Raw genomic sequence first — 23,486 nt, forward strand, 5'->3', positions numbered from 1 at the left:
GGAGCTGAAGCCAGTCGAAGATACCAGCTGGCTGCAACTGTTTATTAAAAACACAGCACTGTGCAAACACGAAAGTGGACGTATACGGTGTGACGCCTGCCCGGTGCTGGAAGGTTAATTGATGGGGTTATCCGTAAGGAGAAGCTCTTGATCGAAGCCCCAGTAAACGGCGGCCGTAACTATAACGGTCCTAAGGTAGCGAAATTCCTTGTCGGGTAAGTTCCGACCTGCACGAATGGCGTAATGATGGCCAGGCTGTCTCCACCCGAGACTCAGTGAAATTGAAATCGCTGTGAAGATGCAGTGTACCCGCGGCAAGACGGAAAGACCCCGTGAACCTTTACTATAGCTTGACACTGAACATTGAGCCTTGATGTGTAGGATAGGTGGGAGGCTTTGAAGTGTGGACGCCAGTCTGCATGGAGCCAACCTTGAAATACCACCCTTTAATGTTTGATGTTCTAACGTAGACCCGTAATCCGGGTTGCGGACAGTGTCTGGTGGGTAGTTTGACTGGGGCGGTCTCCTCCCAAAGAGTAACGGAGGAGCACGAAGGTTAGCTAATCACGGTCGGACATCGTGAGGTTAGTGCAAAGGCATAAGCTAGCTTGACTGCGAGAGTGACAATTCGAGCAGGTGCGAAAGCAGGTCTTAGTGATCCGGTGGTTCTGAATGGAAGGGCCATCGCTCAACGGATAAAAGGTACTCCGGGGATAACAGGCTGATACCGCCCAAGAGTTCATATCGACGGCGGTGTTTGGCACCTCGATGTCGGCTCATCACATCCTGGGGCTGAAGTAGGTCCCAAGGGTACGGCTGTTCGCCGTTTAAAGTGGTACGCGAGCTGGGTTTAGAACGTCGTGAGACAGTTCGGTCCCTATCTGCCGTGGGCGTTGGAGAATTGAGGGGGGTTGCTCCTAGTACGAGAGGACCGGAGTGAACGCACCACTGGTGTTCGGGTTGTCATGCCAATGGCATTGCCCGGTAGCTAAGTGCGGAAAAGATAAGTGCTGAAAGCATCTAAGCACGAAACTTGCCCCAAGATGAGTTCTCCCTGACCCCTTGAGGGTCCTGAAGGGACGTTGAAGACTACGACGTTGATAGGCTGGGTGTGTAAGTGCAGCGATGCATTGAGCTAACCAGTACTAATGACCCGTGAGGCTTAACCTTACAACGCCAGAGGCGTTTTGGATTGAGAGATTTATCAGCGCGTTGACAGATTAAAGAATAAGCAGGTAATCGAATAATTTCGGTTACTTTACAGAATTTGCCTGGCGGCACTAGCGCGGTGGTCCCACCTGACCCCATGCCGAACTCAGAAGTGAAACGCCGTAGCGCCGATGGTAGTGTGGGGCCTCCCCATGCGAGAGTAGGGAACTGCCAGGCATCCAATAAGTCGAAAAGGCCATCCTCACGGATGGCCTTTTTGCGTTGGCTATAAAAATAGTCAAATAGAAACATCACTCCAAGTACAGTTAATGGTTTTTCCTGCATTGGCACACTTACCATTATGTAACGTTGGTTGGTCCGGTGTTTTTTCTTTCTTTGCCGCACAGCTTACCAATAGAAGCACAGCGAATAAAAAAAGTATCTTCTTCATTGTCTCATTCCTTATTACTGTATCCGTAATTTTAGCATGTAATAGTGCCCATCTCGTCGGATTGTCGCAGAAATGACTATACTGGCTTTTTACCTCAATATTAGGCTGGCTAACTATGTCAAAGAAAGCTCAACTCGATACTCTTACCACTCCTCAGCGTTATCCATATAGAGCGATAGCACCAACGTCGTCTCAACGCTGGCCGAATGGAAAAGGGCTAGCGCTATATGTCGCAATGAATCTCGAACACTTTACGTTCGATTCGTTAGAAGGGGCAAAGCTATCGACTAATGCCAGTTATCCAGATGTATTGAACTACAGTTGGCGGGATTACGGGAATAGAGTTGGAGGTTGGCACCTAGCCGAATTGTTTGAAACATTACAGATCCCTCCTGCAGTGATCGCGAATACGTCGATCATTGATTATTGTCCAGCGTTACTCGAGCGATGGTTATCACTACCCGAAAGTGAACTGATCGGCCATGGGCATACTAATTCACAACGACAAGGTGAACTTTCGTTGAACGAGGAGGATAAAATGATTGCTTACTGTTTACAGCGTCTCACAGCCTATAACAAATCAGTCAAAGGATGGTTATCACCTTGGATATCAGAGAGTTTCAATACACCTGAATTATTGGCCAAACATCAGTTTAGCTACACCTTAAATTGGGCACACGATGATATGCCAACCCCATTTTCGACAGAGAATGGTTCCTTGCTTTCTATTCCTTACCCACAAGAAATCAATGATATACCGACGATTATCCCCAATGGGGCTACAATAGATACGTTTTGTCAGATGATTGAATACCAATTCGAAGAGTTGTTAGTACGGAGTCAACATTCGCCTCAAGTGATGGGAATAGCGTTACATCCCTACATTGTGGGTCAACCCTACCGCTTTTTCCGCTTGAAACAAATATTGAAAAAGTTGTTGGCGCGTCGTGAAGAGTATTGGTTAACGACACCAGGTAAGATAGCTGAACATTATTCATTATCAGCCGAAAAAATGATGACAAGGTAGTATAGGTCAAGCTAGCTCAAGGGTTCTTACTGCTAATGAACTCTTGAGCAATTTACTGATCACTATCCTGAGTCGCTGCTCGGTGATTATATTTTGATTTTATCTAGCGGCGATTTTTTTGAGGCTGAAGAAGAGTGGAAATGCCTCCAATGAGGATCTTGTGCTGCAGAGAGTAGCTCATAATCGCCGCGGGTATCGCCCCAAGCACGTAGATGATAATTTCCTAAAGGACCGTAGACTTGCTCTAAACGAGAAACCTTATGTGCACAACGGCAGTTATTACCAGAGATTTTACCCGTTAACTTTCCATCAATAACTTCTAATTGAGTACTGATTAAGTTGATCCCTAATTGATCCGCAAAAGGTCGTAAAACGATCTCCGGAGAGGCGGAACAAAGTGTCACAGTAGCACCAGTGTTCAATTCAGCCGCAACGGCGAGTAAACCTTTCGGACGCATAAGTTTTTTAAAATATTTACGGCAGTAGGCATCCGCTTTCTCTTTTACCCACCTTTCTTCTATATCCTTCATAAAAGTATGAATTAGCACTTCTTTAAGCTCATCCCGCGTTAATTTACGGCGTAAGCAACGAAGCGTTGGGAAAACCAAATGCAGCATTTTTCGAGTAAAACGTCGACGGCCAAAGGCGAAACGTAAAAAGGGGATAAAGCTATCGTGTCGCGTGAGTGTCCCGTCGAAATCGAAAACAGAGAGCGTCGGCGCGTTCCCCAATGTCTTGCCTGCCATAGATACCATCCCAGTAAAAAGTCCGTTAATAAGGTGATCATAGCAGAACCCCCTGTTAGGGTGAATCATGTATCCCATTTATGATTCGGCTGTTTATTTGAAACGATTCAGCTTAGTCGGCTAAGTTAGCTCAAACATTATGATCCAGCTCACATTTCCATCCTTGTTATTGGAGTGTTTTGTAAATGTTATTTAAGTTATTAGTACTTTGAAGCTTTCTATTTCCGCCCGGATAGACCTCTTATGATTGATGACAATGCATTACGACAACTCCGTCAATGGAGCGAAGGCGATAGCCGCTATATCCTTGGCATTGTTGGCTTACCCGGAGCAGGTAAATCAACATTAACCGACTGGTTAAAAAAGCAGTTCGCTGAAACATTAGTTGTTATCCCCATGGATGGTTTTCACCTTGCTAACAACCAACTCAAACGCTTAGGCCGTCTACAGCATAAAGGCTCCCCAGATACTTTCGATGTCAGTGGTTACCACGCGTTATTGCATCGAGTTAAACAGGCTTATCGGCAAGAGACCGTTTATGCTCCCAGCTTTCATCGAGAAATTGAAGAATCGATCGCTGGGGAAATCGCAATACCTGCAGAGACTCGCTTAATTATTACTGAAGGAAACTATTTATTATTAGAAGAGAATGGCTGGGCAGCAACGCCTTCGTTCTTGGATCACACTTGGTTCATTCATGTCGATGAAACTCAGCGATTGCAGCAACTTAAGCGCAGGCATATGGAATTTGGTCGTAGTGATCAAGAGGCAGAACAGTGGATTGCAACGACCGACCAGCCTAACTCAGAACGCATTCAGGCTACCGCTGAACGTGCGGATAAACAAATTTTTATCAAATAATAACGACAATTAAAATTTAGGGGAACGCTATGGGAAAAACAATGGAGAGGCAGCTCGAAAAGCCTAATCCGATTATCGTGGTATGGATTGCCGTCATTGCGGCATTGGGTGGGCTATTATTCGGCTACGACACCGGAGTGATTGGTGTTGCATTACTCGGATTGGGTAAAGCATTCGCGATGGATGATACGGTTAAACAACTTGTTACCGGAGCCATTATCTTTGGCGCTATATTTGGGTGTTTAGGCACTGGGCCGTTTTCTGACCGCCTTGGCCGCCGTAAAATGGTTATCTTTGTCGCAATCCTCTTTGCGGTAGGTTCTATCGCTTCAGCTATGTCGCCAAATGTCACTATCTTAATTATTTCACGTTTTATCCTTGGCCTCTCTGCTGGGAGTTCGACACAAATCATTCCCGTCTACATTGCTGAAGTGGCACCACCCAAGCATCGTGGCAAGATGGTGGTCTTGTTCCAATTTATGGTGGTATTCGGGATTACCGTCGCTTATGCCAGTGGCTTTGTACTCGGCGATCATTGGCGATGGATGTTTGGTTTAGGGGTTATCCCTGCATTAATTTTATTATCCGGTATGGTGTTTTTACCTGAAAGTCCACGCTGGTTAGTGATGCGTAAACGTGATGATGAAGCACTGCGTATTTTAACCCGTGTCCGCGGTACCAATGCTTTAGCCCAGCAAGAAATTGAAGAGATACATACCGTCGCCAATCAACCGGAAGGGTCATGGCGTGACTTAGCTCAACCATGGATTCGTCCCGCCGTAGTGGTGGGTGCCGCCATAGCGATGTTTTCACAAATTACCGGTAATAACGCCTTAATCTATTATGCACCGACCATCCTTACCCATGCTGGATTTTCTAATCAAGCCGCAATTCTTGGCACTGGTCTGAGTACTTTGCTCGTGGTGATTATGACTGTTATCGGCAGTATTTTGGTCGATAAAATAGGGCGTCGCCGCTACCTTCTTTGGACAATCCCCGGTTCGATTGTCGCATTACTGGTGATGGGTTACCTCTTTTTAGGTAATGGCCCACAAAATCAAGTCAGTCAAATTATGGTCGTGGTCTGTTTAGCGGCTTATCTTATGCTGAACTGCGGCGGGTTTGGTGTATGTATATGGTTGATCAACGCGGAAGTTTATCCATTATTCGTACGAGGGAAAGGCGCAAGCTTAGGGGCATTCAGCCACTGGATTTTCGATTTATTGGTGACACTGACCACATTAAGTCTCGTTACCTGGTTAGGTGCCTCTTATACCTTCTGGTTGTACGCCCTTATCTCGATAGGCGCTCTGGTTTTCATTATCTATCTTGTGCCAGAAACGAAAGGAAAAAGCTTGGAGCAAATTGAGCAAGATCTGAAGAATAAAAAATTCTATGCGTTTCAGAATAAGTGAAAAACATACCCTCTCCTAAGTAGGAGGGGGTATTACTGATAGGTCAATGTGAAGGTTGCATCTGCATTGGCCGTTCCTGCAGTCACGCCAGTTCCATAAGTCACATAGTTGGCGAAGAAGTTCATATTGACAGCTCCTGAAGAATCAATTGTTATGGGATTCATCATTTGATTCAAAGAAATTGTATTTTGATTGCTGTCAGAAATCTCAATGACAACATTTTTCGCAGTTGAATCCGCCGTTAAGGCTAGATAATTACTGTTAGTCGAATCTGCAGTACCTAAAAACGATAGGGCAACGGTATTTGAGTTACAACCTGATAAAGATATTGAAAACGGAACAGGGCGAGTCTTCTTATTTTTGGTTAGCTCGCTGGTATTCCAAGTCCCTAAAGGAACTATTTGATTCGAGGATGCAGAAGAGACGGTGCAGCTCCATTGGTAAATGTTTGCCGTCCACCTAATATTTACTGTCCCAACCGGGTCTGCGTGTGACTGAACGCTTAGGGCAACGCTAATAATCCCTAGTCCGAAAGAACGCGCAATTGATTTGAATATCATGTTTCACCTTTATTGAAAATCTGCACGTAAATACCCTGCTGCAGTAGCGCTTCCCACGCTTGGTAATTTTCCAGTTACACTAACTGGCCAAGACTGTATTGTTACATTTGATGAATAGTTATCATCTAATTTAAAAGGAATATTACTTGTATTGTCGTTAGGTACTAGGGGGACACCATTAGAATTCGCTAACTGAAAACCTACATCAGGGTTATCAGAGACTACGATATTATCTTTGATATTACTGGCCTCTAACCGTAACGTCAGAGTGCTCTGTGCGGCAATATCATTACATTTAATCGAGATGTTTTTCGTTTGAGTCTTAGCGCTAGAGAGCTTTTGACCTGCACCAGCATCTTTAAAAGACTGTGCATTTAGAGAACCGAAGTTGAATTCAATAGTTGTGCCGGCGTTCAATGTACAAGTTTGATTTACTGATAAAGAAGCGTTTAAGTTAATTTGGACTATTGGTGTTCCTAAACCCATTCCCGGCCCCCCTTGGTTACCATATAGATACGCAATAGGTTCATTCACTAAAAAGCTACTACCGATAAACCGTTTTTTAATTCGCAATTTGATTTTGACTTGTGATCCTGATGCTGCGGGGCTTGAGGTTAGACAACTCGCATCACAATTATTGGAGATATCGGTGAAGGGGACACCTCTATAATTACTTGTGCCTGAGGTCTTATTATAGATTGCTATTTGAGATGAAACTTGTAAGTAATTGTTATCCTGGAGGTTATACCATACTGAACCATCTGCATCGGTGGAACCCATAGTCATCGTTTGTGCAGGTGTACCACTATAGTAAGTTGCCCTATTTGTGCAATCCCCAGCGATTGAATAGCGGATACTGGACGATAGTTGCTGAGGATCTGTGCTATAGCCAACAGTATTGTTTGCAGCAGTTAACGTAAATTGGAATGGATAGTTAACTGTCCCTGTGGTGGCAGTACAATGGACGGCTTCAGCATTACGCATAAATATTGAGGCTAAAATTAAGAACATATAGGTGAGTAACTTTTTTATTTTCATATTAGCCTCATAGCAGATTATTTACATTCAATGCTAAGTGTATTGATTTGAACATTTTTACTATCAGGGCTCAGCGCATAATTTGCTTCACATTGCGTATCGTGAGTACTGCCCCATTTAACGATTAGCTTTCCAGTTTGCGCTAACCCGCTTAAATAAACTTGCCCATTATCAGCCACTACACTCGACACATTTGAGCTAGGAGCATCTACCGATGCCCCAAACGGTATTGGATGCTGATTATGTGAGAGTGTAATTAGTGCTCTCTGTCCTATACGCGTCTTGAACGATGCTCGAACTAACGCCCCGCGGGTTGGTACTAGATTTCTAACGTTATCGTTAATATCTGTATTAAAATTCATAGTTTGTGTATCCAATGCCACCCTATTAAGCCTATATACGTTAGCATAAGGGATTACTGTATAACCCCGAAAATCTGTAGCAACGCCGGTTTGGTTTTCCAGGCTGACATCTTTAGCTCCTGGCGCTTGAACGAGAATATTTGTGTCACCTAATGGTTGACTAAAAGTTACGCCGTTTTGATGAGCAATTACCCCGCCCGTAACTTGTAAGGTGTAGTCATGATCATTTTTTGTATAACTGTAGCCTGTGTTAACTGTACCGTAGCGGCCTTGCAGTTGTGCACTAGCATTACCCGAATTTCCGTTATTGGTTGAATGCCCCTGCGCAACACTATAACTAAGGTTGTTATCCCTAAGCAGAGTACCATTTACCCCAGTTTGCCAAGTGTTGTTTCCATTAGAATTACGAGTAAGATTACTGTTTATATACATATTTCTCGCAATACCAGTAGTGTTATTGCTCGCAGAGGAAGGGAGAAGTTCACGGAGTGGTACGGAGACTGTTAAGGCAACGACGCGATCCTTATCTGATAAACCAACTGACTTCGTCGTTGACCAAATTAAATTATAACTAATATTGTGCCAGGAATTTGAATAACCTACTTGATAAGTTTTGTTGGAGTCGGAAGTATTCCAATAACTTTGCTCACTCATCGCAGCATAGAGTGAACCAAAATCGTTAAGACTTTGGTTCACGTTAATTTGGAAACTTCCTTTACGTGCGTAATTCAAGTTGTGATATGAGGTAGCAGTGTAAACTTGGTTACCATACTGATTATCTTCATAGCCATATTGATAACCTGCTATGTTCTTATAAGCTGTATCTTGTAAAGAGTAAAATCCACGTGTGGAATAACGATATCCAAGTAGCTGGAACGTTGTCCCCATCTGGTTCAACGATTTTGCATAAAGAAATCGATAAGATTGTCCTTGGTGAGTACTGTCATCTGCTAATGTGCTTCGAGCTTGGGTTGCGTCGACAGATACTGCACCAAAAGTTCCCATATTTTTACCAAACCCAGCGGTAAAGGCTTTATAGTTTGAAGAGAGTTGAGAACCGCCGTATAGCGTAATCCCATTTCTGATGCCAGTCATTAATGTGGCTTGAGTAAAGAAAGGGGTGCCTTGGTCATCGCTACCACTACGATAATTACCAGCAACGAGATCGTATTTGATCCTACCTTCTCTCTGTAATAATGGTACTGTTGAATATGGGACAATAAAGGAATGAATTGTCCCATCTGTTTCTTGTACGGTGACCGTTAAATCACCGCTTGATGAAGTTGGGTTCATATCATCAAAGGCAAAGGCTCCAGGAGAAACATAGGTCTGATAGATGGTGTAGCCATTTTGTGTCACTGTAACTTTGGCCCGAGTATTTGCAACTCCTCTAATAGTCGGGGCAAATCCTTGTTCACTGTCCGGGTACATAGCATCGTCGCTATAAATTCTAATCCCTCTAAAGCCAATACTATCGAATACGTCATTATTAGTATTACTGTCGCCAGCGACAAATTCACTCTTAAGCGGAATTATTGCGCGCTCAAGATAAGTGCTAACATTTGACCAGCGATTGGTACTACCGCCTTTCGACGTTTCATTGTGAGACCATGTACTATTATTTCTTAAACGCCAAGCGCCTAGATTAACGCCACTGCCTAAAGACAAGAATGCACTCTTGCCGTTAGTACCAGAATCACCCGAAAAATCGTAGTTCATCAGTAAGGCAGGAATTCCCTCGTTCCACTCAGAAGGGGGAATATAATCACGGGAGCTCTGCCGCATCTGTGCCTGCGGAAAACTAAACTCTAGGCGTTGAGCTGAAAAATTATAATTTATGCTAGAAGAGGGGATTAACTTACCTACGTTTAAACAGGTTTTATCATTCCCATCTAAACCGGAAAGCGTAGTTGTATTCACTCCTAAGCTCTCTAACCAATTTTCATTAATACATGGGGTTAAACCACCTGAGGATCCCCCTGCGTTAGTAACATTACTATCGGTATTAACGAATCGTACAGTCTTTTGGCCTATAAAGTGCTGATTTACATAGATATCAACTTGATAGTTACCTTGTAATTGGCCACCTTGCTCGAATCTTGATAAGTCTGCAACTGAGACGTTTCCGTCACTCAAAAATGCTGGGTTAAAATAACTGTTAGCGACAGCAGGTTGAAAAGACAACAAAAATGAAATAGTGATAGCACTCATCACAGGTATAAATTTGATACCTGGTCCTGTGTTAGAAAAGTAAATTTTCTGATGTTTCATCGCTACTTCACCATAGGTAAATTTAATTAATGGTTTTGTTTATTGGCTTATCTAATCCACCAAAATCATTTACTGATTGAAAACTGATTTGATGACCGGTACTTGCGAGGGTCTGATGGCTTAGTGGTGCAACCATGATATTTTCAAGAGCCTTACCGTCAACCTTCACGTTTACCAGTGTCACGTAATACGGAGTTGGATTGTCAACACTGGTGTTGGAAGAAGAGTGAGCAAAAGTTAGCTTTTCAGCAGCTTCTTGCTGTTGATAAGGAAGATTTTGAGGCCTAACAAAGAGTTTAATTCTGGAAAGGATCGCGATTTGTAAAACATTTTTACCCTCAGTAGCGGCTTTATCAATAGAGGGTATAGCTTTAACATTAAGGTAGAAAAGGGATTCTCTATCGGTAGGTAAAGGGTTACCTACATAAACCATTCTTAACGAACTCTCTGTATTTGCTTCACTCACGTATAAAGGAGGTGTGACGACAAAGCTTGTGTCTCTGTTCCCTTGGTTATTTTCAATCCAAGAGTTTATCAAATATCGCTGACTTGGACTTGAGTTAGTTACTGGGATGGATCCTTGCTTAGCCCCTTCTGTGTAAATAACTCGCGTGGCGCCTAAAGAAACACCTCCTTCAGCAAAAGCACTATAGGGAAACAGAGCTAGTGTCGAAGAAAAAAGAAAATATTTTGAAATAAGCTTCATAAGATTTACCACTCAAAAAAGGAGGTATCCATTATGGATAAATAAAATTTAATACAAAAGAAAAATTACTATTTTTGTCAGAGGCTTTTGAAGGTACAAAAAGTAACATATTGAGTCCAGAAGTCTCTGCGGAACTGTCATAAGAAAATAATTTGATATCCGTCGGCGAGAAAAACTGCTTTTTATAATTCTTTAGCGCTTCTGAAGACCCATTATTTTTTTTTGATAGCTCTCCATTCACGAATGTAATCGATATCCCTTTATCGATAGAGAATGGTTTCGGGCATGTGATTACTGGTAAGAAAAAGTTAACAATCTGTGGTGATTCGCTTAACTTGGATGGTTCAATATTAAACAGAGTGCTTAAAGGTAATTGAATTTTTGGGTGCTGGTAGACTGCATCCACATTGCATGTGGCTAAATTAAATTGTCCAAGGATATGTATCATCCCAGCCTTTTGATTAAGGCCGGTATCAGCATAACTACATGAACCCAAAATTAGGAGCAAAGCAGTTAAGGATCTACCGGCCATAATAATCACCTAGATAGTGTTAAGAGCTAAAGATGAACTTCAGTTCTATTGATACTGTACAACGAAAGTTGCATCAGCATCGGCGGTTCCTGCTGAGACGCTTGCTAAGGTAGATTTATAACGAGCAGTAAATGGCAGTGTATTAGTTCCAGTGATTAAGGTCTGGGCAGTAGAATAAGTTGTGCCATTTGGTGTCAATGGAGTAGATGATGCATCTAGGATTTCAATACCTACACCCGTTGCTGCGGTTGCATTAGAGCCACCACCATTGACAGCGAGTAGAGTTTTATCTGTTGTATCAATCGTTCCCTTGAATGAAATTGATGCAGTCTTGTAAGTTGCTGTACTGCAGTTTACTAATTTTATATTAAATGGTTTGGCTGTTGTACGTTGGCCAACTTCAGTCAGTTGCGATGTAGTATATTGACCTAAATTAACAGTTTGATCCGCAGTATCAGTGCTTACGGCACATGCAGCATTAACAAACTCACCTGTAAAATGAACGGTACCACCATTAACGGTGACAGGCGTTGGATCAGCAGCCTGCGCAGCAGCAGAGACTAAACCGAATGCAGCAATAGAAGCTAAAGCAATAGTTTTCATTTTCATGTGTTCAATCCTTATTGAGAGACGCGCGGCGCGGCGTAGTTGTGTACTCCAGCACCTGAATGTTCAGTCCGCTTTAGCGAACCGGATATTGTGCATTAGCGACTCATTCATAAGTTATGAACTCGATGACGCCTTGCAACGAAATGGATTGTAAGACTAATCTTAAAGCAGAAAGTGATAGTAATAGCGATGAATAGGCGATTATTGATAGGTAAATATGGATTTAAAATGTATTGATTTAGATCATTAAATTTCAAGTAACTGATAATTTTTGTAATTTTTATGATTAGAATCAGTAAAATAATAGATTTTGTTTTTGCAGAGTAAAAAAAAATACCACAGGATCACTGTGGTATTTTTTTACCGAGGAACAGAAAATTAATGCTGAGATTGCTTCATTTTTTTCTGTTTGATTTTTTTTAATAAGCTCATGGCTTCGGCTTTGTTCGCTACTGCAGGGGCCGATCCGGCCAGTGGCTTACGCGCTGTTTCACGTAGGGTGTACACCGTGATCAATCCAATCACCCCCGCGCCCATTAAGTAATAAGCGGGCATCAACAGGTTGTTAGATGTATCGACCAACCATGCCGTAATGAGCGGTGTTGTCCCCCCAAATAGCGATACAGAGATGTTGAAACCAATCGCCAATGCACTGTAACGAATATCGGTTGCAAACAATGCAGGTAGCGTTGCAGGCATTGTGCCGCTAAAGCAAGTATGGATAAGGCCTAAGATAATTAGCCCTAAGAAGACTAACCACATATTTCCAGAACTGATCAACAGCAAGCAAGGCACAGAGAAGAGGATTAGACCAATCGCCCCTCCCGCAATGACAGGTCGACGGCCAAGCTTATCTGTCCAGTGTCCTGACATCAGGGTCAGAGGCATCATTACGAACATCACGACCATAATCAGTAACAGACTACTCAGCTCGCTCAATCCGAGGATGCCGGTTAAGTAGCTAGGCATGTAGGATGTCAGCATATAGTTAGAGACGTTGAACAGTAGCACTAAGCCAATACATTTCAGCATTTGCCCACGGTATTTATTTAACAGCTGAAATAAGCCTAAACGCGGCTTACTGTGTTCCAACGCTTCCTGCTTCTCCATATGTTGTTGGAAAGCCGGGGTCTCTTCTAGCTTTAGTCGCACATACAAGCCGAAAATACCGAGAGGCGCTGCGATAAAGAAGGGTATCCGCCATCCCCAATCAAGCATTTGTTGTGGCGTGAAGACCGATGTCATTACGGTGACAAGTGTCGCACCGATGAGATAACCGCCCAGTGTACCAAACTCAAGAAAACTCCCCATAAATCCGCGACGATTATCGGTTGAATACTCAGCGATAAAAGTGGCTGCACCACCGTATTCCCCCCCAGTGGAGAAGCCTTGTAGCAGGCGAGCGGCTAATAGCAAGATGGGAGCGGCAATACCTATAGATTGATAGGAGGGGATTAATCCTATACAGAATGTCCCAATAGCCATCATGATCATGGTAATGGCGAGTACTTTTTGGCGACCAATTTTATCGCCTAAAGGCCCAAATACTAACCCGCCAATTGGACGAATTAAGAATGCGGCAGCAAATGCGCCAAAGGTCGCGATAAGCTGTGCCGGCCCACTCGCCGCTGGGAAAAAGACCTTACCAATCGTTACTGCCAAATAGCTATATACCCCGAAGTCAAACCATTCCATGGCATTACCTAGCGCCGCAGCCCCAACGGCACGCTTAAGCATATCGTTGTCGACGATGGTGATATCGTCCAGCGTCAGCTCTTTTTCCTTTTTACGATTCCAAAAATGTTTCTTTGGTTTTTGTGTTATTGGTTGTTCTTCAGACATTGTGATCCTCACGATGGAGTGATAGAGCAATGTATAGCTTTCTTAGCCAGACATCCCGTCATAGTGGGAAAAGAAAGATATAAATAGCTTCCCCATATTCTTAAGTTTAGGTCAATTTAAGATTAATACTGTAAACATGCTTTTGATTCAATTTCAAGGGATGTGCCGTGTAGGGCTCTTTTAGCGACAAGGTTTTACAGCTTGGTAGTGGTTAACTCATTGAATTAATGGAGTAAACTGATGGAATGTTAAGTGTGGCGATGAGGTGGGAGTATTTCAATACGACAAAGAACTATATTATGAATTTTGTAAGTAATTGATTTTAAAGTAAAAACACTTTAATTTAAAATGGGATATGTCAAAAAAAGTACCTTCTGGAGAGAATGTGGAGTCGAGAGGTTAAAAAAACCGACTTACCTTAAGATAAGTCGGCTTGATGATTAGAAGTTATAGAATACGGTAATCCAAGTACTATCTGGTTCGTTATCGGTAGTTGTTGCGATAGTTCTTTCAAGATAGACGCTTAAGCCGTGGCCCATCTCTGTTCCCGCACCTAAGTAAACGTGGTTAGCGTGGTAATTTTCATCACCCTTAAGGCGTAATGAGTCGACCGCCACATAGGGTTGGATGGATTTTAGGAATGGCTTATCGATATTAAAGGTATAACCGACAAACTCTTCCAAACCATAACCGCTACCCGCGAAGTAATGCGACACCGTATGGTTGCTTGTTGATGGAACGAAATTCTTATAGTAGCTAGCGGTCGAGGTCAGATACCAGTTACCCGGTTGCCATGTTAACGCTGTACCGGAAACCTGTTGGTTGTAACCCTTCTGGGTGGTGCTATTTTTCACATTTGCTTCAGTACTGCTGTACGCTGCGGCCCATGACAGGGTCGGCATAATAGCGTAGTCAAAACCAAAGCCTGCGCCATGGTTACGGCGGTAAGAACGGCCAGTACCGCTACCATCGTCTTTTTGATCTTCAGGAAGCAGATAGTTAGCAGAGAGAGTGACTGGGCCAAATGTGTTTTTATACATGATGCTATTCTTAGGCCTATTTGAGCCATCGTAGTCACCATTAAATCCAACCCCTGTTGCACCAGCATGACCATCGTTATCCCATACGTCACTTTTGATTCCGACGACGGAGTAGTAGATGCCGTATTGATGGCCATAAGTTAGCGTACCGTAGCGATCATCTTTGAAGCCTGCATAAAGTTGACGCTGACGATCACGCAAGGAACCCGGTTCGTAGTTCCCTTTCATACCCAAGAAGTGCGGAACATTGAATCCCCACTCGTAGTAGCCAATAACAGAGGTATGATCAGTCAGTTTGTAATCAGCACGAAAACGTACACGTGAACCACCATCGTGACCGCGCTTGTTAGACTTATTGGCATCAGGACCGTTGGTGAAAACCCACTCAGGACGGATGCTACCGCCGACTTGCAAGCTTAAAGGGGCTAATAAAGAATTACTTTGCGGATTTTTATCCAGAATAGTAATTTCTGCGTGTGAAGGTGCAGCAATCGCCAATGCTATCAAACTGCCGCTGAAACTAATAATGTTATGTTTTTTCACCACTTCCTGCCTCCATAGCGATAATATATTCATAGAGTTAATCGTTAAAACACTCTTATCAGCACCCAAAATAAGGCACTGACTCGGTTTTATTGTTGTTGTACCGATTTATTTATAACTTACCCCAAGAACATAACGTTAGAAAGGTAAATGATGCAACAAGATTTTTTTGCATAAAGTGGCATTTATTCGTTATCTAATTGATTATTATGGATATTTAATTTAAAGAAATGTAAAGCTATTATAAATATATGATGTTCATCACTATTCATTGAAAGATTGCGGTTTTATTAGAATTTTGTATGGATAAATATTTTTGTCGAGAGGAGTAATTTTTTTTGGGGCATTCGTAGTGTGAGCGACCATTTAAATTGAAGAGTTTATCAGCCGGTGAATGTTAGGACGCTAATGATGAATGAGTTTTTAGCTTGGGGGGCTTAGTTTGGTGCTACACGTTTTTTATCAATAGCTTATCGGAAACTTTCATATTCCCTCACCAACATAATTGACTTCGAAACGTGGGAAGAATAGTCATCTTTTGATAGAGGAAAGTCTAATCTACCAACAACTTACTCACTCTCACCAACGTACCAATCTCCTATTCCATATCTCGAGAATTGTTCCGATCTATGCACCATTACCCTAAATAAGTAGACGCTACCGCAAAGGTTTCTAACCAGGGAAGTGAAGGTCTTTCGGTTACCCATTCGATCAATAATTATTCAAATCGCACATATAGTTAATATGCTTATAGTAACTATAGTTACTATTATCTCAGTTAAACAAATTACCCTTAAAAAGATCGAGGACCTCATTATGAAAACCTTAAAAGCACTTGTATTAGCCTCCACCGCCGCCTTGTCATTACTCTCATTTGGGAGCTTTGCACAAAGTGTCTCCGTCACCGATTTAACTTTAGACGGCGCAGAGTCTCAGATTGCAGCGATGGCGAATCAAGCAGGCGGCCACTACAAAATTACGGGTGCAAGCTCCAATAATTTCGTCCGTATGACTGCAGAGATTAACAGCGCACCGTCACACGGATTGAAAAACTAAGACACTTTTTAACGCGTCTAACCCCAGCCACCTTTCCTACGCTTAAGATTAGGCCATAGTAAGTCACCACCACCGAAGCGAGGGTGCTTCGGCGGTGGCCTAAGTCCTTTCCTTTCTTGACCGAGCCCTCACGATTTAATGAGCATCCGGACCACAAAGAATCTCATCTTGATAATGAGTTTTCCCTAAGCAGAACGTCGGTTTTGACAAGGCCTTCCTTTGCCCTAACTAAGCCGTTCATATCGATAAGGTGCGGGGTCGACCAAAGCTGATTGGCCACTAAGGATGTCTGCGGCTAATTGACCCGCTGCAGGTGAAGTCCCGAACCCATGTCCAGAGAATCCCGTGGCCAGGACTAATCCGGGAAGGCTAGTGACGGGACCAATAACTGGATTAGAATCAGGGGTGACATCAATAACGCCAGCCCACTGCTGAGCAATTTGTGCCGCCTTGAAGGCGGGCCATGCCTCAATTAAATTTTTAAGGGCTTCCTGATTAAGACCACTATTGACTTGTGGGTCGAGAGTACGGACCTGTTCAAAAGGGGTGCGCTGATTTTCCTTCCAGTGGCGGGCAAGCCACAAATCTTGGAAAGAATAGCGGCCAAAGCCGATACGTAAATTACTTCGACCCTGTTTAAGCTGCTGGCGATAACGCAAGCCAATCAGCATATGGTCTAAAGTCAGCGGCGCATCTAATGCACCACGCTGTGTAACGATCAATCCTCCGGTGTGATGGCGTCGAAATGAGAAATCTGGCGCGCCGACTGCGATATCGGTGGGACCCTTAAGAGGTTTTGTCTGTAATACGGAACAGATTAAGGGGAGGATGGGCAGAGCGATGTGATGATTCATCAAAAAGCGTCGTGACCACGCCCCTGCAGCAAGTAAAACCTGTTCACACATAATCTCACCACGTTCAGTTAATACTCCACTGATGCGTCCACCACTAGTAATCAGGCTTCTTACCGCACAATTTTCCACGATCACAGCCCCCAAGCGTTGAGCCGCTTTCGCTATTGCACTGACGGCTTTGGTTGGCTCAGCACGTCCATCTGATGGGGTAAAGATCCCTCCAGCCCAAGCACGATTTCCTCCAGGGACGCGGCGGGCAATCTCTGCTGAACTTAAGAGTGCTGAATCAAGTTGAAGATGCTTGACGTGTTCGAACCAACGCTCATGCGTCACCATCTGTTCTGCTTGACCAGCAACGAACATGATCCCAGCTTGTCGATAGCCGACATCGCTACCGACTCTTTCTGCCATTTTCGCCCATAATCGGTCAGCAGCCTGCGCTAGAGGGATATCTTCAGGAAGACGGCTCGTTTTACGCACCCAGCCTAAATTACGTGACGACTGCTCGGCAGCGAGTTTTCCCTTTTCAACCACTACAACGGGGATATTCCTTTCTGCGAGGTTGAGTGCTGCCACTAAACCGATGATCCCTCCCCCTATAATGACGACAGTACTCTGTGTGGGGATCATCGTTGAGGTATTCACCGGATCAATACGTGGGGACATAACTAGGATCTCCTCGTGGATATTACTGCGATAAAGTAAGTGTCGTCGCGTTCGTTTGTCCCGCACCACGGTAGGCGGTGACTTCGATCTCCACTCTATACACTGTCGATCCTAGCGGTGGGCAGGTGACGGTCGATGAAGGGTCAATACCACGGAATTTTTCACCAATAAAAGCCATTACGCTTGGCACGTCTTCGGGTGATTGGATAAATACTCGTGAACAGACTACATCGTTTAAGCTCGCCTCGACGGCGCGTAACGCCGCTTCAATATTGGCAAAAACTTGCGCAGTTTGATCGATGACATCCTCGGGGATCTCTTTAGTGATAGGATGGCGTCCGACCGTATTTGAAACGTAAATCCAGTTATCGACGGCAACTAATCGTGAGTAACTGGCTTTCTCTTCAAAGATAGAACCGGATTTTACTTTGATAATGGCGGTCATAGCGGTACCCTCGTAAAGTGATTAAGCCAGTTCAGGTGTTTCCCAAAGATTTAATTTCACACCAATATTGCGTTGCAGCGCATTTCGGTACAGCACGGTTCCCCATGCCACATCTTCAACGGGCATACCTCCGACAGACATAATGATTATTTCATCGTTATTTTTTCGACCGGGTGCTTCGCCTGCGATAATTTGGCTAATATCTTCGATTTGATCGGCGGTCAGTGCGCCTTCCGCGAGCATATCCATAAAGCGGACGCCAATAATGGGGATGGTGTTGTGAGCGGGCTTAGGCACCTCTTCGAACCAAGCATTATAAAGGCCCGTATTATCAAGGACCTTTCGTACATCAGCCCGTTCCATTCCTTCATCTAGGGCACAGAGGGCGGGCATTGCTAAAAAGGCTCCGGCTTTTACCCATTCGCGTTTCACAATGGGATAAGTGGAGGCATCGCCCGTTTCGCCGGAGCTACAGTAAGCGACCAGATCGCTGTCGCGTACGACTTCTTCAAGCGTGTCGACGATTTGGATAGTAGTAACTTGAGGGTAGCTATTTTTTAGCCAAGCGATAAATGCATCGAGACTTGCCGCACCGCGACCTTTGACTTTTACAGTGTCGACGTTGGGACAGACAGAAAGAAATGCGGCAATGGTTGTTTTACCCATGACGCCAGGCCCCAATAGCCCAATTACGCGGGAATTCTGCCTAGCAAGGTATTTAGCCCCCACGCCAGGAATTGCACCCGTCCGGTACGCCGATAATAAATTAGCTGACATATGCGCCAACGGCGCACCGGTATCTGCATCGTTTAGGGTAAACAGTAATATCGAGCGTGGTAAGCCTTTTTCTCGGTTAGCGATATTGGAGCTATACCACTTAACACCCGCCGTTTGGAAATTTCCACCTAAGTATGCAGGCATCGCCATCATACGTCGGTCTGCCGTCGGTTTCGGCATCGTTGGGAAGGGTGAATTTTCCGGAAATGTGACCATCGCACCATGGGAATCATTATTCGGTCCGGCCATTCGGTAGTCACCGTGGTAGAGTAATTTGAACATCTCTTCCATGCTGGTAATACAGGCGGGCATATCGGTAACGCCCGCACGGATCATGTCTTGCTCAGAGAGATATAAAAAATCAATTCTTGTTGAATCAGTCATTGCCACCACCTCACTCAGAATTTATTCGCCAGAAAAGATCTCTGTTAGCTCCGTCGCCTAGTTAGTGACAGTCGCTGTTTATAGAAATAGCCTGATGTGTTTTGGGATGTATTGAATATTTGCGACAGGGCTTGGATTAATGGTGTGGAAGTTGCATTGGGAGTAAGCCAGTAGACTTTTATAATGGGTATGACAATGAAAAATAGCCCGATCCTTAAAGAGAAAAAATTCCATCCTGAACAGCCGTGGTTTGTCTTAAATACGTCGCATTATTTTTGGCAGACGAATGCAACGTTACCCGAAATATCGCATTTCTATAGTTTTAAGACGAGTCAACAAGCAACGTTCACTTTGGCGATTCCTGACGGTTGTATCGATATATTATTTGATTGTCATCCACAGTTTCCGACGGCTCGAATTTGCGGTACGACGTTGGAGGCACGTAACGCCTATTTAACCGAAGAACGGCTTTATTTCGGCGTACGTTTTAGCGCAGGCGTCATTCCTGACTTCTTAGATGCTTATGCTGATGATATTCCGGATAATGAGTTTAATTTGCTCGATGCCGCTCCCCAAGGAAAAATGATCTTTTCGAGGATTATTGAGGCAAAAGACTTTGCCTCGAAGATTACGTTATTTCAGCAGTACTTTAGTCGTTATTTAACGCGTAAAAACTCTAGGGTTACGCAATCAGTGATGCAAGAAATTCATGCTGCAGAGGGGAATGTTCGTATCGATCAATTAGCAAATCTAACGGGTTACAGTTGCCGAACCATACAACGTCAGTTCAAGCATGATATCGGTTTATCGCCAAAAACCTTCAGCCGGATTGTTCGCTGTCAGTCAGCGTTAAATCGTATCCATGATGCAGTGACCTGCTCCCATGGTGACATTCCCTACGAGTTAGGATTCAGTGATCAATCCCATTTTTTACGAGAATTTAAGCGTTTTAGTAGTACAACCCCGACGCATTATTTGAATCAGATTACGGCCCATCATTATGGCCAACGATTAGTCGATCCGTAGCACTAAAGCAGTGCATGTTTGCACTCGAGGTATGTCGTAATTTTTCTATCAGAATCTGAAAGCCTAGAGAATGATGAGTTCATCGTGGCAGGCTAATGAGGGAATTCTCATTGGCGCGCCTTTCTCACTCAGGGGCAATGATGATGGAAAGAGAGTCGGGCTTACGCAAAAACACATTGGGCTTATTTTCATTAATTTTTTTTGTTGTGGCTGCCGCCTCACCCCTTACTGGGGTCGTTGGGGGACTACCCGTTGCCATCGCTGGCGGCAATAGTGCGGGGATTGCGACGTTTTATTTACTCTCTTGCGTTATTTTGATTTTATTTTCGATTGGTTTTTTGGCGATGAGCCAATACGTAAAAAATTCCGGTGCCTTTTACACTTATATACGTCAAGGATTAGGTGACAACTGGGGCTCTTCAGCCTCAATCATTGCATTACTTGCCTATATCTCGATCCAAATCGCTATTGTTGCAATGCTGGGCTATTTTTCTGCTCAACTTATCGCTGAACAATTCTCTCTGGCAGTTCCTTGGTGGTTATGCAGTATAACGTTTCTTTTAATCACCTGGTGCTTAAGCATTAAACGGGTAGAGGTTGGAGGAAAAATACTCGGCATATTGATGCTTGCTGAGGTGGGGATTGTGCTGTTAACGGATATCGTTTTGCTGCTCAAACATGGTCATCATCATAGCTTACAGCCGTTTCAGCCCTCTGTCTTTTTACATGGCAATCTAGGGATCAGCTTTATATTTACCATTGCTGCTTTTATTGGATTCGAGTCGACCGCTATTTATGCCGAAGAGTGTAAGGATCCTCATAAAACGATCCCTCGAGCAACGATCGGCGCATTATTATTGATCACGGCTTTTTTCTGTTTCACAAGCTGGTGTCTGGTCCAAACCTATGGCGCAGAGCAATTAATTCGCCTCGCTCGTAAAGAGCCTGAAAATTTGATCCTAATGATTACACGCGATAATGTGGGGCAATGGGCAGTCACCGCCATGTCGGTGTTATTAATTAGTAGCTTGTTTGCCGCGACCGTCGCTTTTCATAATAATATCTCGCGATATTTATTTAGCATGAGTCGTGATGGCTTGATTTGGCAGGAGCTTTGCAAAATTCACCCGGATAACGGTACACCACATCATGCTAGCCACCTTCACAGCGTTATTATGCTGTTATTACTGATAGGCCTCGGGGCAATGAATGTGGATCCTATGATGCATATTTTTGCACTAGGGTCGGCCATCTCCACGCTTTGTGTCTTACTTTTGCAGCTGGGCGTTTGTGCCGCCGTGATCAATTTTTTCCGTCATCAACGCCATCAGCGGGGTGCTTGGTCTACCTTTTGGGCCCCTTTACTGTCGTTTTTTGCGATGTTATTTACAGTCCTTCTCGTCATCAATAATTTACCCGTTTTAGTGGGGGGAGAAAGTAGGATGACCCGGATGATACCGGCAGTGATCGTGATCTGTAGCGTACTGGGGTATTTATGGTCGAAGAGGGTGGAGATTAAAAGGGGCTGTATTTAGAGGTAATTAAACGCAAGCCCTATTATTACCCCTTAAGCCTGTAAAGGTTATCTTACTTCCATAAAGAAAGGCACTATCCTTTCGGATAATGCCTTTCTTTTGAATCAGTTACGAATGAAGATTAGTTCATGCCGTATGAACAAAATTGCTGTTTTCATCTGTTTTTCAGTGTTTTGGCTTGATAATTAAAATCCATGTAAATCATTATCTTATGTGATAATCTTGTCCTCATTGGTATGGGGGTGTTTTGGCTCTTATACCCTACTGTGTAGTCACCCGTGTAGTCACTTTTGAGTCTTGAAAATAGACATTCTTTGTTGGGAAGAGCTTTGACCTATGGCAGAAATTAATAAGCTAACGGATAAGAAACTTAAAAATTTACTCGATAAACCGAGCGAGAGAATGTGCTTCTATGCTGATGGGGATGGATTAAATTGTAAGGTGACTACCACAGGGAGTATTACGTGGTACTTCAACTTTCGATTAGGCGGCAGAACGTCTGCTCCAATTAAATTAAAGCTAGGTAATTACCCAGCGATAACACTTAAAGTTGCTCGGGAAAAAAGGGATGAGTGCAAGTCGTGGCTTGCTCAAGGTAAAGACCCACGCCACCAGCTAAAATTGACGACTCAAGAGAGTTTACATCCGGTCACAGTACGCGAAGCTATCGATTACTGGATAAAAGAGTATGCGATGGATAACAGAGCGAATGTTGAGAAACATATCTCTCAGTTGAATCGTCATATCTATCCCTATATTGGGGATTTTCCCCTAGCTGAGTGTGAAACGCGCTATTGGATCACCTGTTTTGACCGTATCCGTAAAGAGAGTCCGGTAGCCGCAGGCTACATTTTTCAGATGTGTAAGCAGGCCTTAAAATTCTGTCGCGTCCGACATTATGCAGTGAGTAAAGTATTGGACGATTTAACGATTAATGATGTGGGTAAAAAGCAGGCGAAGCGTGACCGTATTCATACTGATCAAGAGTTAATCGATATTTGGCAATTGACGGAAAGTGACCGTTTTCTACCTTACTATAATCATCTACTGAAGTTACTGATGGTGTTTGGCTGCCGGACCCAAGAAGCACGCTTATCGAACTGGAGCGAGTGGGATTTGGAAAACTGGGTCTGGACGGTGCCACGCGAACATAGTAAATCAGACACGCGTATTGTTCGTCCCATTCCATTATTACTTCGACCGCTAATTCTTTCCCTCCACCAGCAGTTTAAACAGACTGGATTGCTGTTGGGAGAAATCAAAGGCTCTGCCAGTGTAAGTCAATGGGGACGGGTATGTTGGCAAAAGTTAGGGCATGAGCAACCTTGGGGTCTTCATGACTTTAGGCGCTCTCTTGCCACTAAAATGAATGATATGGGGATAGCCCCCCATGTGGTCGAGCAACTTTTAGGGCATACCTTGCCGGGCGTAATGGCGATTTATAATCGCAGCCAATATTTACCCGAGAAGCTGGTGGCGCTGAATTTGTGGTGCGAGAAGCTGATGCTAATGGCCGAGCCTCAGGAGAATGTGGTGGTGTTAAGGTGACGATATAGGCTATCTATTAAATTGATGGTTTTGATTGTAAACA

General features: G+C 43.8%; 20 protein-coding genes and 2 rRNA genes. 9 read left to right on the forward strand and 13 right to left on the reverse strand.

What is annotated here, in order from left to right:
- Positions 1–1,170, forward strand: a 23S ribosomal RNA gene (locus MKR94_RS06655); the annotation flags it as partial.
- 100 nt (positions 1,171–1,270) lie between these two features.
- Positions 1,271–1,386 (forward strand): 5S ribosomal RNA (gene rrf / locus MKR94_RS06660).
- A 61-nt stretch (positions 1,387–1,447) separates the two neighbouring features.
- Here rrf and MKR94_RS06665 read toward each other — a convergent pair.
- Entirely contained in the window at positions 1,448–1,600 is a 153-nt protein-coding gene (locus MKR94_RS06665; RefSeq protein ID WP_241646236.1) for a hypothetical protein, read from the reverse strand.
- Between the two features lie 115 nt (positions 1,601–1,715).
- Here MKR94_RS06665 and MKR94_RS06670 point away from each other — a divergent pair, with 115 nt between their 5' ends.
- A complete protein-coding gene (locus MKR94_RS06670; protein WP_241646237.1) occupies positions 1,716–2,627 on the forward strand; it encodes a polysaccharide deacetylase family protein in 912 nt (303 codons plus the stop codon).
- 86 nt (positions 2,628–2,713) lie between these two features.
- On the opposite strand, the gene MKR94_RS06675 is transcribed toward MKR94_RS06670, so the two are convergent.
- Positions 2,714–3,373 (reverse strand): HAD family hydrolase, encoded by a 660-nt coding sequence (locus MKR94_RS06675; protein ID WP_241646238.1) that lies wholly within the window; start codon positions 3,371–3,373, stop codon positions 2,714–2,716.
- Between the two features lie 243 nt (positions 3,374–3,616).
- Between MKR94_RS06675 and MKR94_RS06680 the strand changes: the two genes are divergently transcribed.
- Both MKR94_RS06680 and MKR94_RS06685 read left to right on the forward strand, forming a co-directional pair.
- Entirely contained in the window at positions 3,617–4,234 is a 618-nt protein-coding gene (locus MKR94_RS06680) for a nucleoside/nucleotide kinase family protein (RefSeq protein WP_241646239.1), read from the forward strand.
- A 29-nt stretch (positions 4,235–4,263) separates the two neighbouring features.
- Positions 4,264–5,649: a sugar porter family MFS transporter gene (locus tag MKR94_RS06685; RefSeq protein WP_241646240.1), complete on the forward strand. Its 1,386-nt coding sequence runs from the start codon at positions 4,264–4,266 to the stop codon at positions 5,647–5,649.
- 32 nt (positions 5,650–5,681) lie between these two features.
- On the opposite strand, the gene MKR94_RS06690 is transcribed toward MKR94_RS06685, so the two are convergent.
- The 8 genes from MKR94_RS06690 to MKR94_RS06725 all read right to left on the reverse strand — a co-directional run bounded on the left by MKR94_RS06690 (position 5,682) and on the right by MKR94_RS06725 (position 15,152).
- The gene (locus MKR94_RS06690) at positions 5,682–6,209 is read right to left on the reverse strand and encodes a fimbrial protein (RefSeq protein WP_241646241.1); all 528 of its coding nucleotides are present in this window, start codon (positions 6,207–6,209) and stop codon (positions 5,682–5,684) included.
- Between the two features lie 9 nt (positions 6,210–6,218).
- Positions 6,219–7,247, reverse strand: a complete 1,029-nt coding sequence (locus tag MKR94_RS06695; protein WP_241646242.1) for a fimbrial protein — start codon at positions 7,245–7,247, stop codon at positions 6,219–6,221.
- A 17-nt stretch (positions 7,248–7,264) separates the two neighbouring features.
- Positions 7,265–9,880, reverse strand: coding sequence for an outer membrane usher protein FimD (gene fimD / locus MKR94_RS06700; RefSeq protein ID WP_241646243.1), 2,616 nt, complete (start codon positions 9,878–9,880; stop codon positions 7,265–7,267).
- Positions 9,881–9,902: 22 nt separating this feature from the next.
- A complete protein-coding gene (locus MKR94_RS06705; protein ID WP_241646244.1) occupies positions 9,903–10,586 on the reverse strand; it encodes a fimbria/pilus periplasmic chaperone in 684 nt (227 codons plus the stop codon).
- Positions 10,587–10,617: 31 nt separating this feature from the next.
- Entirely contained in the window at positions 10,618–11,118 is a 501-nt protein-coding gene (locus MKR94_RS06710) for a hypothetical protein (protein ID WP_241646245.1), read from the reverse strand.
- 45 nt (positions 11,119–11,163) lie between these two features.
- The gene (gene fimA / locus MKR94_RS06715; RefSeq protein ID WP_241646246.1) at positions 11,164–11,727 is read right to left on the reverse strand and encodes a type 1 fimbrial major subunit FimA; all 564 of its coding nucleotides are present in this window, start codon (positions 11,725–11,727) and stop codon (positions 11,164–11,166) included.
- Positions 11,728–12,105: 378 nt separating this feature from the next.
- Entirely contained in the window at positions 12,106–13,569 is a 1,464-nt protein-coding gene (gene proP / locus MKR94_RS06720) for a glycine betaine/L-proline transporter ProP (protein WP_241646247.1), read from the reverse strand.
- Between the two features lie 440 nt (positions 13,570–14,009).
- Positions 14,010–15,152 carry a porin gene (locus MKR94_RS06725; RefSeq protein WP_241646248.1) on the reverse strand — a complete coding sequence of 381 codons (1,143 nt, stop codon included), beginning with the start codon at positions 15,150–15,152 and terminating at the stop codon, positions 14,010–14,012.
- 816 nt (positions 15,153–15,968) lie between these two features.
- On the opposite strand from MKR94_RS06725, the gene MKR94_RS06730 reads away from it, so the two are divergent.
- On the forward strand, positions 15,969–16,208 hold the full coding sequence (locus MKR94_RS06730; RefSeq protein WP_241646249.1) for a DUF1471 domain-containing protein: 240 nt from the start codon (positions 15,969–15,971) through the stop codon (positions 16,206–16,208).
- Positions 16,209–16,432: 224 nt separating this feature from the next.
- On the opposite strand, the gene MKR94_RS06735 is transcribed toward MKR94_RS06730, so the two are convergent.
- The 3 genes from MKR94_RS06735 to MKR94_RS06745 are packed head-to-tail and all read right to left on the reverse strand — an operon-like array spanning position 16,433 to position 19,334.
- Complete coding sequence (locus MKR94_RS06735) at positions 16,433–17,728, reverse strand: NAD(P)/FAD-dependent oxidoreductase (protein ID WP_241646250.1); 1,296 nt, start codon at positions 17,726–17,728, stop codon at positions 16,433–16,435.
- Positions 17,729–17,750: 22 nt separating this feature from the next.
- On the reverse strand, positions 17,751–18,173 hold the full coding sequence (locus MKR94_RS06740; protein WP_241646251.1) for a RidA family protein: 423 nt from the start codon (positions 18,171–18,173) through the stop codon (positions 17,751–17,753).
- 21 nt (positions 18,174–18,194) lie between these two features.
- The gene (locus tag MKR94_RS06745; RefSeq protein WP_241646252.1) at positions 18,195–19,334 is read right to left on the reverse strand and encodes an ornithine cyclodeaminase family protein; all 1,140 of its coding nucleotides are present in this window, start codon (positions 19,332–19,334) and stop codon (positions 18,195–18,197) included.
- Between the two features lie 195 nt (positions 19,335–19,529).
- On the opposite strand from MKR94_RS06745, the gene MKR94_RS06750 reads away from it, so the two are divergent.
- From MKR94_RS06750 to MKR94_RS06760, 3 genes are all read left to right on the forward strand, one after another.
- On the forward strand, positions 19,530–20,360 hold the full coding sequence (locus tag MKR94_RS06750; protein ID WP_241646253.1) for a helix-turn-helix domain-containing protein: 831 nt from the start codon (positions 19,530–19,532) through the stop codon (positions 20,358–20,360).
- A 143-nt stretch (positions 20,361–20,503) separates the two neighbouring features.
- A complete protein-coding gene (locus tag MKR94_RS06755; protein ID WP_241646370.1) occupies positions 20,504–21,895 on the forward strand; it encodes an APC family permease in 1,392 nt (463 codons plus the stop codon).
- Positions 21,896–22,231: 336 nt separating this feature from the next.
- Entirely contained in the window at positions 22,232–23,443 is a 1,212-nt protein-coding gene (locus MKR94_RS06760) for a tyrosine-type recombinase/integrase (protein ID WP_241646254.1), read from the forward strand.
- The last annotated feature ends 43 nt before the right edge of the window (positions 23,444–23,486 follow it).

The organism is Rosenbergiella metrosideri, assembly GCF_022602565.1.
Classification (GTDB): Bacteria; Pseudomonadota; Gammaproteobacteria; order Enterobacterales; family Enterobacteriaceae; genus Rosenbergiella; species Rosenbergiella metrosideri.

What these genes read in the sequence shown, in the direction of transcription:
- MKR94_RS06695 (WP_241646242.1), bottom strand. Translation starts at nt 7,247, where the DNA reads ATGAAAATAAAAAAGTTACTCACCTATATGTTCTTAATTTTAGCCTCA.
- MKR94_RS06675 (WP_241646238.1), bottom strand. Translation starts at nt 3,373, where the DNA reads ATGGCAGGCAAGACATTGGGGAACGCGCCGACGCTCTCTGTTTTCGAT.
- MKR94_RS06705 (WP_241646244.1), bottom strand. Translation starts at nt 10,586, where the DNA reads ATGAAGCTTATTTCAAAATATTTTCTTTTTTCTTCGACACTAGCTCTG.
- MKR94_RS06680 (WP_241646239.1), top strand. Translation starts at nt 3,617, where the DNA reads ATGATTGATGACAATGCATTACGACAACTCCGTCAATGGAGCGAAGGC.
- MKR94_RS06670 (WP_241646237.1), top strand. Translation starts at nt 1,716, where the DNA reads ATGTCAAAGAAAGCTCAACTCGATACTCTTACCACTCCTCAGCGTTAT.
- fimD (WP_241646243.1), bottom strand. Translation starts at nt 9,880, where the DNA reads ATGAAACATCAGAAAATTTACTTTTCTAACACAGGACCAGGTATCAAA.
- MKR94_RS06755 (WP_241646370.1), top strand. Translation starts at nt 20,504, where the DNA reads ATGGAAAGAGAGTCGGGCTTACGCAAAAACACATTGGGCTTATTTTCA.
- MKR94_RS06745 (WP_241646252.1), bottom strand. Translation starts at nt 19,334, where the DNA reads ATGACTGATTCAACAAGAATTGATTTTTTATATCTCTCTGAGCAAGAC.
- MKR94_RS06735 (WP_241646250.1), bottom strand. Translation starts at nt 17,728, where the DNA reads ATGTCCCCACGTATTGATCCGGTGAATACCTCAACGATGATCCCCACA.
- MKR94_RS06750 (WP_241646253.1), top strand. Translation starts at nt 19,530, where the DNA reads ATGAAAAATAGCCCGATCCTTAAAGAGAAAAAATTCCATCCTGAACAG.
- MKR94_RS06690 (WP_241646241.1), bottom strand. Translation starts at nt 6,209, where the DNA reads ATGATATTCAAATCAATTGCGCGTTCTTTCGGACTAGGGATTATTAGC.
- MKR94_RS06740 (WP_241646251.1), bottom strand. Translation starts at nt 18,173, where the DNA reads ATGACCGCCATTATCAAAGTAAAATCCGGTTCTATCTTTGAAGAGAAA.
- MKR94_RS06665 (WP_241646236.1), bottom strand. Translation starts at nt 1,600, where the DNA reads ATGAAGAAGATACTTTTTTTATTCGCTGTGCTTCTATTGGTAAGCTGT.
- proP (WP_241646247.1), bottom strand. Translation starts at nt 13,569, where the DNA reads ATGTCTGAAGAACAACCAATAACACAAAAACCAAAGAAACATTTTTGG.
- MKR94_RS06710 (WP_241646245.1), bottom strand. Translation starts at nt 11,118, where the DNA reads ATGGCCGGTAGATCCTTAACTGCTTTGCTCCTAATTTTGGGTTCATGT.
- MKR94_RS06685 (WP_241646240.1), top strand. Translation starts at nt 4,264, where the DNA reads ATGGGAAAAACAATGGAGAGGCAGCTCGAAAAGCCTAATCCGATTATC.
- fimA (WP_241646246.1), bottom strand. Translation starts at nt 11,727, where the DNA reads ATGAAAATGAAAACTATTGCTTTAGCTTCTATTGCTGCATTCGGTTTA.
- MKR94_RS06730 (WP_241646249.1), top strand. Translation starts at nt 15,969, where the DNA reads ATGAAAACCTTAAAAGCACTTGTATTAGCCTCCACCGCCGCCTTGTCA.
- MKR94_RS06760 (WP_241646254.1), top strand. Translation starts at nt 22,232, where the DNA reads ATGGCAGAAATTAATAAGCTAACGGATAAGAAACTTAAAAATTTACTC.